The organism is Nocardiopsis sp. NPDC101807, assembly GCF_044766605.1.
GTDB lineage: Bacteria > Actinomycetota > Actinomycetes > Streptosporangiales > Streptosporangiaceae > Nocardiopsis > Nocardiopsis tropica.
Map to the genome: position 1 here is coordinate 657398 of NZ_JBIWMK010000004.1, position 16342 is coordinate 673739.

Below are 16342 nucleotides of genomic sequence, written 5' to 3' on the forward strand. Positions count from 1 at the left end.
GGCGGAGACGGAATGCCACCCGACCCGGTCAGTCGCTCATTCCGCGTATTCGCGGAGGAAGAAGGCGTGCTCTAGTAGGGCATCTTCATGGTGTCGTCCTCCCTGGGATTCCCGGAAGCCGCGCCGGCGGTGCGACGTGAAGAATATAGGTCCCCCCGCACCCCCTGACAAGAGTCCTTCTTTTCCAGGTGGCCCGGTGAGTTGCGGATGATCATTTCCCCCCGCCAATTGTGGCTCCGAAATCCCAGGTCACGGGCCGGTGCGGTGACGGATGCCGCCGGGCCGCCCCCGAAAAGGCGTTGCCGGCCCGTCGGCGGACCGGTCATGGTGAACCGGTCGAGGGGGCGCCGTCCGAGGACGCCCCACCACCACGGAGGAACAGCATGTCCACCCTGCGGGTCACCGCCGAGCGCCTCACGATCCACCCGCACCCCGACGCCGACGCGCTGGAGCTGGCCCAGGTGGGCCTGTTCCGCGCGGTCGTCGCGAAGGGGGCGTACCGGACCGGGGACTGGGCGGTGTACGTGCCCGAGAACGCCCTGCTGCCCGACGACCTCATCGGTGAACTGGGGCTCACGGGCAGACTCGCGGGTTCCGCGCGCAACAGGGTGAAGGCCGTCCGCCTGCGGGGGGAGCTGTCGCAGGGCATCGTCTGCCGGCCCGCCCGGCTGGCCGGCGTGGACCTGGCCTCGGCGCACGGCGAGGGGACGGACTTCGCAGCGGACCTGGGCATCACCAAGTGGGTGCCGGAGGTGCCCCTGCACATGAGCGGGGAGCTCGTGGCCGCGCCCGACCTGATGCGGTGGATCGAGGTGGAGAACGTCAAGCGCCACCCCGACGCCTTCGAGCCGGGGGAGCGGGTCGTGGCCACGGAGAAGATCCACGGCACCGCGTGCCTCTTCACCCTGGTCGCGCGGACGGGGGAGGGGTTCGTCTCGTCCAAGGGCCACGGGTCGCGCGACTTCGCGCTGGCGCCCGCCGACGACAACCTGTACTGGAGGGCCGTGGCCGCCCACGGGGTCCGGGAGGCGGCGCGCGAGGTGGCCGACCGGTTCGGGGCGGCCAGGGTGGGCGTGTTCGGAGAGGTCTTCGGAGCGGGGGTCCAGGACCTCGCCTACGGCGAGTCCGGCCGCAGCGCGCGCCCCGGTTACGCGGTGTTCGACATCGCGCTCGACATCGGCGGCGCCCGCACCTGGATCGACGCGGTCGACCTGCCCGGGGTCCTGGACGCCGTGGGCCTGCCCGCCGCGCCCGTCCTCTACGACGGCCCCTACGACGAGGCCGCGCTCACGGCGGTCGCGCGGGGGGCGGAGACCTGGAGCGGCTCGGGGCTGCACATGAGGGAGGGGGCCGTCGTCCGTCCGGCGCGCGAACGCGCGTCGGGGGTCCTGCGGGGGAGGGCGATCGCGAAGTTCGTGTCCGAGGCCTACCTCACGCGCAAGGGCGGCACGGAGTACGAGTAGCCGTCCGGGCCCCGCCGCGTCCGGCCGCGGGGCGGTCCGGGACCTTCGCGACCGCGCCGCGGCCCGTGGAGCATGTGCGCGCGAACGCGCGTCCGCCGGGCCGGGCGCCGTCCTGGCCCCGCCGAGTCCGGCCGGGGGTGCGGTGGACCGGTGCACGGCCGGGGGCGGCCCGGACCACGCTTTCGCGCGTGGAGCGCCGTCGCCCCTGGCGGACGGCCCGCCCCGGGCGCCCCGGGGAGGTCAGACGGTGGCGGCCGGGGACGGCGCCCCCTCCTCGCCGGGGGCGGGCTCCGTGTCCCCGGCCGCCTCCCTCCGGGGCGTCACGACCTCCAGGTCGACCCCCAGGTCGCGGATCGCGCGCACGGACGCCTCGGAGAGCCGGTCGTCGGTGATCACCGAGGCGAAGCTCGTGAGCGCGGCGACCTTGAAGGTGCCGAACGCGCCGTACTTGTCCGCGCCCGCCACGAGCACCGACGACGAGGCCGCGGCCATGGCCGCGCGCTTGACCGCCACCTTCGCCCGCGACGGTGTGGTCGACCCCCTGCCGAGGTCCCAGGAGCTCGTCGAGACGAAGGCGACGTCGATGTTGAACTCGGCGATGGTGGCCGCCGCGATGTCACCGACGGAGGAGCGGTTCTCGCGGTCGACCTGTCCGCCGATGAGGAAGAGCGTCACGTCGGGGTGGTCGGTGAGGGAGGCCGCGGTGGTGATGTCGTTCGTGATGACGGTGAGGCCGGTGACGCTCCACAGCGACGGCACGAGGTGTCCCAGGGTCGTGCCCGCGTCCAGGTAGACGGTCTGCCCCTCGCCCACGAGGGAGGCCGCGGCACGGGCCATCGCCCGCTTCTCGTCCACGTCCACGCGCGACTTGTCGCGGTAGGACGGCTCCGAGCGCACCTGGGAGGCCAGCTCGACACCGCCGGGCACGGAGCGGACCCGCCCCTCCTCCTCCAGCGTCATGATGTCGCGGCGCACCGTCATGTGCGAGACGTCGAGGATGTCGCACAGCTCCTTCACGCTCAGCACTCCCGTGCCTCGCAGCTCTCGCAGGAGCATGTCACGCCGTTGCGCCGGAATCATCGTCCTCCTTCGGGGGCCACCCAGAGGAACCATGGTACCGATAGTTACCAGATGATCCCGTACGTGAAAATTGTTGACGCATATGTTCCGCAAGTGTTAAACATGGCTGGTCGCCGCCGCGGCTTCGTCGTATACGCGCCGCTCAGAGGCGGAAGAAGGAGAAACCATGCAAGGCACCGACGCCACCGCCACACCGCCACCCGTGCGCTACGCCCTCACCGGTGCGCGGGGCGGCTTCGCCCGGACACTGCTCGCCCAGACGCTGCGGATGGACCGCCTGCGCCCCTCGGTCCTGTGCGACCTGGACGCCGAGGGGACGGTCGCGCTGTGCGCCGAGCTCGGTTACGCGTCCGAGGACCTCAAGGTGTGCACCGGCCCCGACGAGGTGGCCGCGCTGACCGGCGGGCAGATCGCCGTCGTCGCCGACGCGGCCCTCCTCGCGGGGGCCGGCTACGACGTGCTCGTCGAGGCCACCGGCAGTCCCGAGGCGGGTGCGGCGGCCGCGCGGGCCGCCATCGGGACCGGCCGCCACGTGGTCATGGTCTCCAAGGAGGTCGACTCGGTGGCCGGGATCGCCCTCGCCGACGAGGCCCGGGCGAAGGGCGTCGTGTACACGCCGGGCATCGGGGACCAGCCCGCCAACCTCATCGAGTGGTACGAGCGCGCACGCGTCCTCGGACTCGACGTCGTCGCGATCGGCAAGTCCGGCGAGTACGACCTGGTGTTCGACCCCTCGACGGGGCGCGTCCGCCAGCTCGACCAGGAGGTCGACGCCCCGGAGCTGGCCGGCCTGCTGACCCTGGGGGAGGACGTGCCCGCCACGCTCGCCGCCCGGGCCCGGGCCGTGGGGGCGCTCAAGCGCTCGGCCGCCGCCGACTACTGCGAGATGGGCGTCGTCGCCAACCACACCGGCCTCGTCCCGGACGTGGAGGCCCTGCACTACCCGGTCGCCCGCGTCGCCGAGCTCGCCGACGTCTACTCCCTCGCCGAGGACGGGGGCATCCTCTCCGGGCCCGGCGCCGTGGACGTCTTCAGTGTGCTCCGCCTCCCGGAGGAGGCCTCCTTCGCCGGAGGGGTGTTCGCGGTCGTCCGCACCGGGGACCCCGTCTCCTGGGAGCTGCTCGCCCAGAAGGGCCACGTGGTCTCCCGCTCGGGACGCTACGCCTGCCTCTACCTGCCCTACCACCTCATGGGCGTCGAGACGCCCCTCAGCCTGCTCGACGCGGTCGACCACCGCCGCGCGGTGACCTCGCGCCCTCCCGCCCCGCACGCGATCCTCGCGGGCCGGGCCGGGGAGGACCTCCCCCGGGGGACCCGCCTCGACATGGGCGGGCACCACCACGACGTCCGGGGGGTGGCCCCCGTCCTGCTGGACGCCGCGAGCGCCCCCGACGACGTGGCCCCGCTGTACCTGGCCGCCCACGCCACCCTGGCCCGGGACGTCGCCGCCGGGGAGCTGGTACGCCTCGGCGACCTGGCCGACCCCGCCGAATCCCTCCTGGACGCCTGGCGTCACACACGCACCCACCTGTGATCGTTAGGACCCAGTGACATGTCGGACATCTACACCCTGCTGGCGTTCCTCGCCGCCATCGTCGTCCTCGTGCTGTTCATCGCGCGGTTCAAGGTCCACCCCGTGGCCACGCTGTTCATCGTGGTCGTGGCGCTGGGGCTCGTCCTGGGCATGGGCGGCACCGGGACCGTCGAGCTCATCACGACCGGCTTCGGGAACACCCTCGCCAGTGTCGGCCTGCTGATCGTCTTCGGCTGCGTCCTCGGCAAGATGCTCGAACTGAGCGGCGCCGCCCTGAAGATCACCGAATCCGCGCTCGGCCTGTTCTCCAGGAACAAGGTGCCCTGGGCGATCGCGCTCGCCTCGACCGTCCTCGGCATCCCCCTCATCGCCGACACCGCCGTCGTCATGCTCATCCCCATCGTCTCCGCCCTCGCCTACCGCACGGGCATCTCGATGATGAAGCTCGGCCCGATCCTGTACATCGGCGCCTACGTCATGACCTCGGTGGTCCCTCCCGGCCCGGGCCCGCTCGCGTCCGCGGCACTGCTCGACGTCGGCATGGGCGAGGCCATTCTCTACGGACTGATGGTGGGCGTCCCCGGCGTGGTCGCCGCGACGATCTACCTGTCGCGGATCAAGACGCACGTGCCGCCGAAGCCGGAGTTCGTCGAGCACCTGGTGGGCGGCCCCGACGCACCCGCGTCCGCCGGCGCCGGCTCCGGGAACGCGGACGGAGCCGCCGAGGAGGCCGCGCCGCACCCGGTCGGCCTGTTCGGCTCCCTGGTGCCGATCCTGGCGCCCATCGTCCTCATCGTCTTCGCCTCCCTGGCCGGCCCCGCGCTCCCCGAGGGGGCGTGGTTCACCGACACCGTGCTCTTCGTCGGCGAGCCGACGATGGCGCTGTTCCTCGCCTGCCTGCTGTCCCTGCCGCTGTTCCGCGGGCGCTGGCGCGACAAATCCACCCTGAACGACCTGTTCGAGGCCGGACTGAGGATCGCCGCCATGCCCCTGGCCCTGACCGGGGTCGGCGGCGCCCTCGCCACCATCATCCGGGAGACCGGGGTCGCGGAGAACATCGCGACGGGCATCGAGAGCACCGGGATGTCCCCGGTCATCATCCCGTTCCTCATCGCCGCCGCGGTGTGCACCATCACCGGTTCCAACATCCTCGGCGTCATGACCTCGGCGGCCATCATGCAGCCCCTGCTGCCCGCGCTCGGACTCGAACCGATCGTGGTGTACCTGGCCTGCGCGACCGGGGCCCAGATCATGAAGCACGCGAACTCCTCGGGCTTCTGGGTGACCACGACCCTGTCCAACATGACGGTGGGCCAGGGGATCCGCTCGATCGGGGTGGCCTCGGTCATCTCCGGCATCACCGGGTTCGCCGTCCTCAACATCATGATCGCGACCGGCGTCGTCTAGACCGCTCGCGTCCCACGCGCGGCCGGTCCCCGCGCCCGCGGCCCGCGGGCCACGGGCCCGGGACCGGCCCCGCCCGTCCGACCCGACCACAGGAGAACCCATGGCGACCCTCGGCGCGATCGCCGACGACCTCACCGGAGCGACCGACGTCGCAATCGCCCTCACGTCCGCCGGATACCGGACCGCCGTCGTGCTGGGCGCCGACGCCCCCGACGGCGACGGGGCCGCGGACGGGGCCGACGCCGTCGTCGTCGCCCTGAAGTCGCGCACCATGCCCGCCGGCGAGGCGGTCGCCGCCTCGCTGGACGCCCTCGCACGGCTGCGCCGGGCGGGCTGCGAGCGCTTCTACTTCAAGTACTGCTCGACCTTCGACTCCACCCCGGCGGGCAACATCGGCCCGGTGGCCGAGGCCCTCCTCGAAGCCCTCGGCGAGACCGTCACCGTGGTCGCGCCGGCCTTCCCGGCCAACGGGCGCACCGTCTACCGCGGCCACCTGTTCGTGGGGGACCAGCCGCTCGACGAGTCCCCGATGCGCCACCACCCCCTCACACCGATGACCGACTCGAACCTCCTGCGCCTGCTCGCGCCCCAGGTCGGCGGGGGCGAGGACGACGTCGCGCTGGTGCCGTGGCCGACCGTCGCCCGGGGCGACGAGGCGGTGCGCGAGGCCATCGGGCGCGCGAGCCGCGCCGGGGCCCGGTTCGTGGTCGTGGACGCGCTCACCGACGCGGACCTGGCCACCCTCGCCCGGGCGACGGAGGGCCTGCGCCTGCTGACCGGCGGCAGCGCCCTCGCCCAGGGGCTCACGGGCCCCCGGGCCCTCGCGCGCACGCCGGTCACCCTGCCCGGGGGGCCGCGCGTCGTGCTCTCCGGCAGCGCCTCGCGGGCCACCCAGGGCCAGGTCCGCCACGCGCTCGCGGTCGGAGGGGGGCGGCAGCTGCGCCCCGCCGACCTGCGGGAGGACTTCGAGGCGGCCGTGTCCGCCGCGGTGTCCGCCGCCCTGGAGGCCGCGGACGCCCCCTTCGTCGTGTACGCGACCGCCTCCCCGGAGGACGTCGTGGACACCGGTGACGCCCCGCTCATCGAGGAGGCGCTGGCCGAGACCGCCGAGCGCCTGGTGGCCGCGGGAACGCGGGCGCTCCTCGTGGCGGGCGGCGAGACCAGCGGAGCCGTCGTGCAGCGCCTCGGCGTGGGCGCGCTCGCGCTGGGCCCCGAGGTCGACCCCGGCGTCGCGTGGATGCGCGGGCGCCGGGACGGCGAGGACGTCCACCTCATGCTCAAGTCCGGGAACTTCGGCCGCGAGGACCTCTTCATCCGCGCCTGGGAGGGGGGCCTGTGAACCGCACACCGCACGAGGCCGCACGGGAGCTGTGCCGGGCGGGACGCCGCGCCGTCGACCTCGGACTGAGCCCCGGCGCGTCGGGCAACGTGTCCGCGCGAGCCGGGGACCACACCCTGATGAGCCCCACGGGGGTGTCCCTCCGGGACCTGGACCCCGACGGCCTCTCCGTCCTGGGCCCCGGCGGGGAGCACGTCTCCGGCCCGCCGCCCTCCAAGGAGTACCCGCTCCACCTGGCGATGTACCGGCGGGTCGAGGGCGCCGGGTCCGTCGTCCACCTGCACTCGCCCCACGCGACCGCGGCCTCGTGCCTGCCCGCCTGGTCGGCCTCGTCCGCGCTGCCGCCCGTCACGCCCTACCTCGTGATGCGTGTCGGCCAGGCGCCCCTGGTGCCGTACGCGGCTCCGGGCAGCGAGCGGCTCGCCCGCAACCTCGCGGACCTGCCCGGGTCCTTCCGCGCCGCCCTCCTCGCCAATCACGGTTCGCTCGTGGCGGCGGCCGACCCGGCCGCCGCCCTGGACGGGGCCGTCGAGCTGGAGGAGGCCTCGCGCATCGTCGTCTCGCTGCGGGGAGGCGGGTTCTCCGTGCTCTCGGCGGAGGACGTGCGCGAGCTGACGGAGCGCTACGGGACCGTGTGGGACCTGTGACCCGCCCCCCGCGGGGGTGAGGGCACGGCCCGGGCCGGGGGCCGACCGCACGGCCGGCCCCCGGCCCGGAGGCGGTCCGCCCCGCCGGCGGCGGGCCGGGGCGGGCACACCCGTGCCCCCGGCGCCCGCAAGCCCGGGCGCCGGGCCCCCGGCCCTCGCCGGGAAGCCGGGGCGGGGCCACGCCCCCCGGCCCGCCCCCGGCCCTCGCCGGGAAGCCGTGGCGAGGCGACGCCCCCCGGCCCTCGGCCCCGGGGAACAGGTGACCCGACCGGTCAGGAATCGAGAAGCGCCCTTCACCGGCCCGGAACTAGCGTGGTGGCCATGGACATCACCATTCACACCAGCGTCCTGCCGCACGAGGACCCCGAGGCCTCCCTGGCCTTCTACCGCGACGTCCTGGGCTTCGAGGTCCGCAAGGACGTCGGACAGGGGAACATGCGCTGGATCACCGTGGGCCCCGCCGGGCAGCCCGACACCGGCATCCTGCTCGCACCGCCCGCCACCGATCCCGGCATCACCGACGCCGAGCGCACCACCATCGCCGAGATGATGGCCAAGGGCACCTACGGGTGGATCCTCCTGGCCGCGTCCGACCTCGACCAGACCTTCGACAAGGTCCAGGCCACCGACGCCGAGGTCGTCCAGGAGCCCACCCTCCAGCCCTACGGCATCCGCGACTGCGCCTTCCGCGACCCCGCCGGCAACCTGATCCGCATCCAGCAGCGCTGAACCGGCGGCCGCCCGCACCGCACCGGGGGGCCGGACGCGCGCCACGGGGCGGTGCGCCCGCGCAGGACCGACGCCCCCGCACCGCACCGGGGGGCCGGACGCGCCGCGACGAACCGGTCCGACCGTGCCGGAAGACGCAGAGGAGGACCGCGCAGGCGGTCCGGACGACCATGGAGAGACGATGAACACCGCACCGAGGGCGCGCACGGAGCCGCCCGCGCCGCACGCCGCCGACAGCCACGACCTGATCCGTGTGCAGGGCGCGCGCGTGAACAACCTCCGCGACGTCAGCCTCGAGATCCCGAAGCGCCGGCTGACCGTGTTCACCGGGGTCTCCGGCTCGGGCAAGAGCTCGCTGGTGTTCGGCACGATCGCCGCCGAGTCGCAGCGGATGATCAACGAGACCTACAGCGCCTTCGTGCAGGGGTTCATGCCCGCCCTGGCGCGGCCCGACGTCGACGTCCTCGAAGGACTGACCACCGCGATCATCGTCGACCAGCAGAGGCTCGGGGCCGACCCGCGCTCCACGGTCGGCACCGCGACCGACGCCAACGCGATGCTGCGCATCCTCTTCAGCAGACTCGGGCGCCCCCACATCGGCTCCCCCCAGGCGTTCTCCTTCAACGTCGCCTCGATCAGCGGGGCGGGGGCGGTCACGATGGAACGCGCCGGCCGGACCGTGAAGGAGCGCCGCGAGTTCAGCGTCACCGGCGGCATGTGCCCCCGCTGCGAGGGCAGGGGCACGGTCTCCGACATCGACCTCACCCAGCTCTACGACGACTCCAAGTCGATCGCGGAGGGCGCGTTCACCATCCCCGGCTGGAAGTCGGACAGCTGGTGGACGGTGCGGACCTACGCCGAGTCCGGCTTCCTCGACCCCGACAAGCCGATCCGCGACTTCACCGAGCGGGAGATGCGGGACTTCCTCCACAGGGAGCCGGTCAAGGTCAAGGTCGAGGGCGTGAACCTCACCTACGAGGGGCTGATCCCCAAGGTCCGGAAGTCGTTCCTGTCCAAGGACGTCGACTCGCTCCAACCGCACGTCCGCGCCTTCGTGGAACGCGCGGTGACGTTCGCCGCCTGCCCCGACTGCGGGGGCACGCGCCTCAACGAGGCCGCGCGCTCCTCGAAGATCGGCGGGATCGGCATCGCCGACGCGTGCGCCATGCAGATCAGCGACCTCGCCGTGTGGGTGCGCGGTCTGGACGAGCCGTCGGCGGCCCCCCTGCTCACCTCCCTGGGCAGGACCCTCGACTCGTTCGTGGAGATCGGGCTCGGCTACCTCGCGCTCGACCGGCCCTCGGGCACTCTGTCGGGCGGTGAGGCGCAGCGGGTCAAGATGATCCGCCACCTCGGCTCCTCGCTCACCGACACCACCTACGTCTTCGACGAGCCCACCATCGGCCTGCACCCCCACGACGTCCGGCGGATGAACGACCTCCTGCTGCGGCTGCGCGACAAGGGCAACACGGTCCTCGTCGTCGAGCACAAGCCGGAGACGATCGCGATCGCCGACCACGTCGTGGACCTCGGCCCGGGGGCCGGGAGGGACGGCGGGACCGTCTGCTTCGAGGGCTCCGTCGGGGACCTGCGGGCCGGCGGCACCCTCACCGGCCGCCACCTCGACGACCGGGCCTCCCTCAAGGAGGCGGTGCGCGAGCCCTCCGGTGTGCTGGAGGTCCGCGGGGCCGACGCCAACAACCTGCGCGACGTCGACGCCGACATCCCGCTCGGGGTGCTCACCGTCGTCACCGGCGTCGCGGGATCGGGCAAGAGCTCCCTCGTGCACGGCTCGCTCGGCGGCCGTGAGGGAGTGGTGTCCGTCGACCAGAGCCCGATCCGCGGCTCGCGGCGGAGCAACCCGGCGACGTACACCGGGCTGCTCGACCCGGTCCGCAAGGCGTTCGCCAAGGCCAACGGCGTGAAGCCGGCGCTGTTCAGCGCCAACTCCGAGGGCGCCTGCCCCGCCTGCAAGGGGGCGGGCGTGGTCTACACCGACCTGGCGATGATGGCCGGAGTCGCCACCGTCTGCGAGGAGTGCGAGGGCAGGAGGTTCCAGGCCTCCGTGCTGGAGTACCGCCTCGGCGGACGCGACATCAGCCAGGTGCTGGCGATGCCGGTGGCCGAGGCCGAGGAGTTCTTCGGCGCCGGGGAGGCGCGCACCCCCGCCGCGCACGCCGTCCTGCGACGCCTCTCCGACGTCGGCCTCGGCTACCTCACGCTCGGCCAGCCGCTCACCACCCTGTCGGGGGGCGAGCGGCAGCGGATCCGGCTGGCCGCGCGCATGGCGGAGAAGGGCGGCGTGTACATCCTCGACGAGCCGACCGCGGGTCTGCACCTCGCCGACGTCGAGCACCTCCTCGGCCTGCTCGACCGGCTCGTCGACTCCGGGAAGACGGTCGTCGTCATCGAGCACCACCAGGCGGTCATGGCGCACGCCGACTGGATCATCGACCTCGGCCCGGGGGCCGGGCACGACGGCGGCCGGATCGTCTTCGAGGGCACGCCCGCCGACCTCGTCGCCGCCCGGTCCACCCTCACCGGCGAGCACCTCGCGGACTACGTCGGCGGCTGACCCCGGGCGGACACGGGCGCCCCCGGCCGTCGGGATCGACGGCCGGGGGCGCCGGCGGGTGCGGGCGGGAGGGCTCTAGCCCCGGGGGGCGCCGGTCCCGCGCAGCCCCAGGCGGCCGCGGGTGACGACCACGAGGAACACCGCGACGAGCGCGACCAGCGCGACCTCCGGGGCTCCGGCGGGGTCTCCCACCGCGGCCCCCTTGAGGCCCGAGACGACGTTGATCGCGGTGTGGGCGATGACCGGGGCGAGCACGCCGCCGCGGGAGGCGTTGAAGACGTGGCCGAGGACGACCGTCAGTCCGACGCACAGCAGCGCGTAGGCGGGGAAGTACATCTGCGACTGGAGCGTGCCGGCCATGGAGAACAGGGGGGCGTGCCACACCGCCCAGACCGCGCCGAGGACCGCGTTCGCCGCGAGCGGGGGCAGCGAGCCCTGGAGCCTCGGCAGCGCGAATCCGCGCCAGCCCAGCTCCTCGTTGCCGCCGCCGACCAGGGCGATGAGCACGAACTGCACGGGGACCGCCATCAGCGCGGCGTCGAGCGCGGCCTCGTCCACCGCCGCCCCCTGGAGGCGGACGGCGATCACGCCCGAGGCCGCGATGGCCAGGACCGCGAGCACCGCGATCGCGTAGGGCGTGATGCCGCCCCTGCGCAGCGGCGAGTAGCGCCGGAAGAGGGCGCCCACCCCGGACCTGCCCTCGGTCGCGGCGGTGACGAGGACCGCCGCCACCATCGGGCCGAAGCTGCCGACGAGCACGGCCGGCATCGGGTTGGCGCCGTCGAGCAGGAGCGTGCCTCCCCACCAGGCGATCCAGGAGAAGGCGAAGGCGATCACCAGGAAGGCGGTGAGGCCGCGCGGTGCGAGGACGGTCGTCCGCGCCGGGTCCGCCGCGATGGCGGGGGAGGCGGTGGGGCGGGGGTGCGTGGAGAGGTGCTCGTTCGTCATGCCGAGAAACATACACTGTTTGAGAAAGACATACAACGTAGGATCCGTTGTATGCTGTCGGACATGGCAGAACCACGATCCGACCAGCAGTTCGACAGCGTCTTCAGCCGCCCCGAGCGCCGCCGCCGCACCCAGCCGGCGCTCACCCGGGAGCGCATCGTCACCGCGACGATCGGGCTGCTGGACCGGGAGGGCTCACCGGCGCTGACGATGCGCAAGGTCGCCGCCGAGCTCGGCGTGCACGCGACGAGCCTCTACTGGTACGTGGAGCGGAGGGAGGACCTCGTCGACCTGGCGGTGGACGGCATCCTGGCCGACGCCGCGGCCGTCCTGCCGGGCCCCGACGCCCCCTGGGACGCCGCGGTGAAGGAGACCGCGCACCGGTTCTACGCGGCTCTGACCGCGCACGCCTGGGCCGCGGAGTTCGCCGGGGCCCGGCCCCTGGTCGGACCCAACGCGGTCGCGCTCTCGAGGAGGATCATCGCCGCGCTCCAGCAGAGCGGGGGGAGCGAGGAGGAGCAGGCGGTCGCCATCCGGGCGGTGTCCAACCAGATGCTCGGCGCGGCCACGTCCGCGGTCGCGGTGCGCGCGATGCGCTCCGGGGGCTCGGGCGAGCACGCCGAGGCGGTCGCCGCCGCGGTGGCGGAGTCGGACGCCCTCGCCGTGGAGAACGACTACTTCGACCAGGTGCTGGACCTGGTGCTGGACGGGGTCAGGGCCCGCCGGCCGGGATAGGCGGTTCCCCCCGCCGGGGCCGCGGGCCGCTCCGGCGCGCGCCCGGCGGGACGGGCCCCGTGCCCGACGGGAGGACCCGCCGCGTGGATCCCGGCTCGCACCCCCGGAGGCCGGCCCCCGTACACGGCGGGAGGGCCCCTCCCCGGCCGTCGCGGAGCCTGTCGGGGGGTGCGCCGGGCACGGCGGCGGTGCCGGCCCGGCGGGGACCGGCCCCGGCGGGCCGACCGTCCCGGGCGGCGGCCGCGACGGCGATGCGCGCCCGCGGGGCGCGGACCGGGGGCCGGTCGGGCCCCCGACCGGCCCCGTCCCGCGGCCGTCAGTCCGGCGGGTCCAGCGGCGACATCGCCGGCGAGTAGTTGAACAGCCGGAGCCTGGCCGCCCCCGGTTCGAGGAGGGACGCGGCCCCGGGGTCGACGTCGACGATGCTGAGGCTGGCCGGGTGGCTCGGGACCGTGCGGGCGGGGTCGAGCCCGACGGCGGCCGTCAGGAAGGCCCGCGCCGGCCCGCCGTGCGTGACCGCCATGAGCAGCTCGTGCCCGCCGTCCGCGGCCCGCCGCACGGCGGCGTCGAGCCCGGCGACCACGCGGTCGGTCAGCTCGCCGAAGCTCTCGGCCCCCGGCGGGTGGAACCGCCCCGCGCGCCACGCGGCGTACACGCCGCCGTCCTCCGCCCTGACCTCCGCCGAGTAGCGCCCCTCCCATCCGGCCAGGTACGCCTCGTTCAACCGGGGGTCGCGCGCGTCGGGACGGACGCCGAGCACCTCCGCGGTCTCCCGCGTGCGGCGCAGGCCCGAGGTGACGACGTACCCGGGGGCCAGGTACCCGACCGTCTCCGCCAGGGCGGAGACCTGCCGCCGCCCTGCCTCGGACAGTCCGACGTCCCGCTGTCCCTGGAGGCGGCGCTCCTCGTTCCACGCGGTCTCGCCGTGGCGGACCAGGAGAAGCCGCATCATCCGGACACCCCGGCGTCCAGGAGCTCACCGGAGGCGTCGAAGTACGCGTCCGGCGCCGAGGGCAGGCGCACGCCGATCCCGTCGCCGGGCAGCAGTCCGACCGGCGTGTCGCGGGAGACGTGCATCCGCGTCCCGTCGGGGAGGTCGACGCCGAGGACCCACCTGTCGGCCATCGGCACCTGGTCGGCGAACGTCGCCCCCACACACCCCGGTTCCGACGCGTCGGCGGCGATCCCGACCGACCCGGCCCGGTACATCGCCCTGACGGTCCCGCCCCCGGACGCGGGCGGGGCGGCGCCGCAGTCGACGCCGAACGCCCGCAGCCTCCCCTCGTGGACCCGGCACTCGACGATGTTGGCCGGGGGAGTGCCGATGAACGTGGCGGCGAACGCCGTGCGCGGCGACTCCAGCAGTTCCCGCGGCGTGCCGAACTGCTCGATCCGGCCGTCCTTCATGAGCGCGATGTGCGTGGCCATGGTCATCGCCTCGACCTGGTCGTGGGTGACGTAGACGCTCGTGGCGCCGCTGGAGCGGTGGACGCGCATGAGCTCCCCGCGGGTCTCGACCCGCAGCCTCGCGTCGAGGTTGGACAGCGGTTCGTCGAAGAGCAGCACCTTGGGCTGCGGCGCGATCATGCGGGCGATCGCCACGCGCTGCTGCTGTCCGCCGCTGATCTCCCCCGGGTACCGGTCGGCGAGGTCGGAGATCGCCAGCATCGACAGCACCCGGTCGCCCCGGGAGCGGCGCTCCTCCTTCGGCCACCTCGCGACGGTCAGCGGCCATTCGATGTTCTGCCGCACCGTCTTGTGCGGCCACAGCGCGTAGGACTGGAAGACCAGCCCGGCCTCCCGCTCGGCGGGGGCCACGACCGCGGTGCCGTCCCCCCGGGCGATGACGCGGTCCCCGAACCGGATCTCGCCGCCGGTGGGGTTCTCCAGCCCCGCGAGCATCCGCAGGGTCGTCGTCTTACCGCAGCCGGACGGGCCGAGGAGGACGAGGAAGGAGCCCGCCGGGACGTCGACCGAGATGCCGTCGACGGCCGCGGTGCCGCCGAAGTCCTTCCGGAGGTCGGTGATGGTCAGGGAGGCCGAAGACGCTCCGGAGCGCATGCCGGTCCTTTCCGCCCGATCGGTGTCGATCGTGGAGGTCATGAGTTCGAGTTCCAGGGTTGGGCGGCGCCCTCGAAGCGCCGCGCGATGATGGTCGCCGCAACCGAGATCACCGCGATGACGACGGTGACCGCGTTGGCCGACTGCGTGAAGTTCTCCGACGAGTACTGGTAGGTGAGGACGGCCAGGACGGGCATCGCCGGGGTCGCCAGCAGCACGACGAGGGAGAGGTCGCGCACCATCTGGACGAACACGAGCACCCCTCCCGTGAACAGGCCGCGCGCCGTCAGCGGCGCGATGACGGAGCCGATCCTGCGGAACAGCCCCGCCCCCGCCATCACCGCCGACTCCTCGACGTCCTTGGACACCTGGCCCAGCGCCGAGGTGCCCGACCGGACCGAGAACGGGATCGTCGCCGCGATCCCGGCCAGCACGAGGATCGCGAACGTCCCGTACAGGCTCGGGACCGGGCCGATGGGCGCCCCGAACTGCGCGATGAACGCGGCGCCCAGCGCGATGCCGGGGATGAGGAACGGCACGAACGAGAGGACGCCCAGGGTCCCCGACAGCCACCTCGGCCCGCCGGAGCGGGTGATGACGTAGGAGATGAGCAGGCCGAGGACACCCGCGCAGACCGCGACGCACACCCCGAGGAGCACGGTGTTCCAGGTGGCCTGGAGGATCTGCGGGTTGTTCAGGATGCCCCGCTGCCCCTGGGCGAGGGCGGGGTCGGAGTCGCCGATCCAGTAGTGGAGGGTCAGCCCCGACGAGAAGTCGTTGGTGCGCAGGGTCAGCGAGCTGAACACGAGCACCAGGCCGGGGACGACGGTGGTGCAGGTGACCAGCAGCCACGCGACCGCGGCCACCGGCCGCGCCCACGGCCCCAGGTCGACGCCCCGGCGGCGGCCGCCCTTGCCGGTGATCGTCGCGAAACTGCGCCTGCCGCCCGTGATCCTCGTCGAGGCGTACATGATCATCGCGGCCACGAGGATGAGCACGATGGACAGCACGTATCCGCGTGAGACGTCGCCCGTGGAGATCGCCCCGTACAGGCGGGTCGAGAGCGTGTGGAACCGGACGGGCAGGCCGAGGAGCGCGGGTGTGACGAAGTTGGAGACGCCCTCGGCGAAGGCGAGCAGGGCGCCCGAGACCATCGCCGGGGCCACGACGGGCAGCGCGATGTCGCGGGCCACGCGCATCGTCGGGGCGCCCGTCAGCTCGGCGGCCTCCATGAGGTCGCCGTTGACGCTCGCCAGGGCGGCGGCGACGAGCATGAACGACAGCGAGAAGTAGTGGGCCGTCAGGGTCGCGGCGATCGGCACCGGCCCCCAGGCCAGCCAGTCGGGGACGGGGATCCCCAGGTTCATGAGGATGCCGGTGGAGCCACCGATCAGGTCGTTGCGGAAGACCGACTCCCACGCCAGCGCCAGGGCGAAGCTCGGCAGGGCGAACGGGATCGTCGCCAGCAGGCCGAGGATCCCGCGCCCCGGGAGCCGGGTCATCACGACCACCCAGGCGAGGAAGCCGCCGATCACCGTGGAGCCGGCGGCGGTGGCGACCCCCATGAGGACCGAGTTGCCCATCGGCCTCCACAGGAGGTTCTCCGACATCGGGCTGGCGAAGACGTCCGTCCACGCCTGGCGGTCGCCGGCCGCCAGGGTCGTGTTGACCAGCCCGAGGAGCGGCGCGACCACGAGGACGGCGAGGACGAGCAGGGTGCCGGCTCCCAGCAGGGCGGTCGGCTGCCCGAGGGCGGTCCGCGCACGGGCCACCGTGCTGCCGACCGTCGTGCGGCGGGGGGCGGGTGCCCTCTTCATGGAATCC

The 16342-nt window shown here is 73.9% G+C and carries 13 protein-coding genes; 8 read left to right on the top strand and 5 right to left on the bottom strand.

All coding sequences use genetic code 11. From position 1 onward, the window contains the following. Window positions 1-383 precede the first annotated feature (383 nt). Complete coding sequence (locus ACIRPH_RS15740) at window positions 384-1463, top strand: RNA ligase (ATP) (protein ID WP_402914555.1); 1080 nt, start codon at window positions 384-386, stop codon at window positions 1461-1463. A gap of 240 nt (window positions 1464-1703) precedes the next feature. Here the strand turns inward: ACIRPH_RS15740 and ACIRPH_RS15745 are convergent, their stop codons facing one another. Next, window positions 1704-2543 (bottom strand): DeoR/GlpR family DNA-binding transcription regulator, encoded by an 840-nt coding sequence (locus ACIRPH_RS15745; protein WP_402914557.1) that lies wholly within the window; start codon window positions 2541-2543, stop codon window positions 1704-1706. A 166-nt stretch (window positions 2544-2709) separates the two neighbouring features. Between ACIRPH_RS15745 and ACIRPH_RS15750 the strand changes: the two genes are divergently transcribed. The 6 genes from ACIRPH_RS15750 to ACIRPH_RS15775 all read left to right on the top strand — a co-directional run bounded on the left by ACIRPH_RS15750 (window position 2710) and on the right by ACIRPH_RS15775 (window position 10774). Beyond that, the gene (locus ACIRPH_RS15750; protein WP_402914560.1) at window positions 2710-4077 is read left to right on the top strand and encodes a homoserine dehydrogenase; all 1368 of its coding nucleotides are present in this window, start codon (window positions 2710-2712) and stop codon (window positions 4075-4077) included. A gap of 18 nt (window positions 4078-4095) precedes the next feature. Beyond that, on the top strand, window positions 4096-5484 hold the full coding sequence (locus ACIRPH_RS15755; protein ID WP_402914562.1) for a GntP family permease: 1389 nt from the start codon (window positions 4096-4098) through the stop codon (window positions 5482-5484). 100 nt (window positions 5485-5584) lie between these two features. Further along, window positions 5585-6823: a 3-oxo-tetronate kinase gene (gene otnK / locus ACIRPH_RS15760; protein WP_402914564.1), complete on the top strand. Its 1239-nt coding sequence runs from the start codon at window positions 5585-5587 to the stop codon at window positions 6821-6823. Continuing rightward, window positions 6820-7470, top strand: coding sequence for a class II aldolase/adducin family protein (locus ACIRPH_RS15765; RefSeq protein WP_402914567.1), 651 nt, complete (start codon window positions 6820-6822; stop codon window positions 7468-7470). The genes otnK and ACIRPH_RS15765 overlap by 4 nt, the downstream gene beginning before the upstream one ends. Before the next feature lie 321 nt (window positions 7471-7791). Beyond that, window positions 7792-8199 carry a VOC family protein gene (locus ACIRPH_RS15770; protein ID WP_402914569.1) on the top strand — a complete coding sequence of 136 codons (408 nt, stop codon included), beginning with the start codon at window positions 7792-7794 and terminating at the stop codon, window positions 8197-8199. Between the two features lie 181 nt (window positions 8200-8380). Then, entirely contained in the window at window positions 8381-10774 is a 2394-nt protein-coding gene (locus tag ACIRPH_RS15775; RefSeq protein WP_402914571.1) for an ATP-binding cassette domain-containing protein, read from the top strand. Between the two features lie 75 nt (window positions 10775-10849). On the opposite strand, the gene ACIRPH_RS15780 is transcribed toward ACIRPH_RS15775, so the two are convergent. Next, window positions 10850-11734 (bottom strand): CPBP family intramembrane glutamic endopeptidase, encoded by an 885-nt coding sequence (locus ACIRPH_RS15780; protein WP_402914572.1) that lies wholly within the window; start codon window positions 11732-11734, stop codon window positions 10850-10852. A 39-nt stretch (window positions 11735-11773) separates the two neighbouring features. Between ACIRPH_RS15780 and ACIRPH_RS15785 the strand changes: the two genes are divergently transcribed. After that, window positions 11774-12457 (top strand): TetR/AcrR family transcriptional regulator C-terminal domain-containing protein, encoded by a 684-nt coding sequence (locus ACIRPH_RS15785; RefSeq protein ID WP_402914574.1) that lies wholly within the window; start codon window positions 11774-11776, stop codon window positions 12455-12457. 316 nt (window positions 12458-12773) lie between these two features. Here ACIRPH_RS15785 and ACIRPH_RS15790 read toward each other — a convergent pair whose 3' ends face one another. Genes ACIRPH_RS15790 through ACIRPH_RS15800 form a run of 3 tightly spaced genes read right to left on the bottom strand, consistent with a single transcriptional unit; the run spans window position 12774 to window position 16335 of the window. Then, window positions 12774-13409, bottom strand: coding sequence for a histidine phosphatase family protein (locus ACIRPH_RS15790; RefSeq protein WP_402914576.1), 636 nt, complete (start codon window positions 13407-13409; stop codon window positions 12774-12776). Then, on the bottom strand, window positions 13406-14560 hold the full coding sequence (locus ACIRPH_RS15795) for an ABC transporter ATP-binding protein (protein ID WP_402914579.1): 1155 nt from the start codon (window positions 14558-14560) through the stop codon (window positions 13406-13408). Before ACIRPH_RS15795 ends, ACIRPH_RS15790 begins: the two co-directional genes overlap by 4 nt. Further along, window positions 14557-16335, bottom strand: coding sequence for an ABC transporter permease (locus ACIRPH_RS15800; RefSeq protein ID WP_402914581.1), 1779 nt, complete (start codon window positions 16333-16335; stop codon window positions 14557-14559). Before ACIRPH_RS15800 ends, ACIRPH_RS15795 begins: the two co-directional genes overlap by 4 nt. Window positions 16336-16342 lie beyond the last annotated feature (7 nt).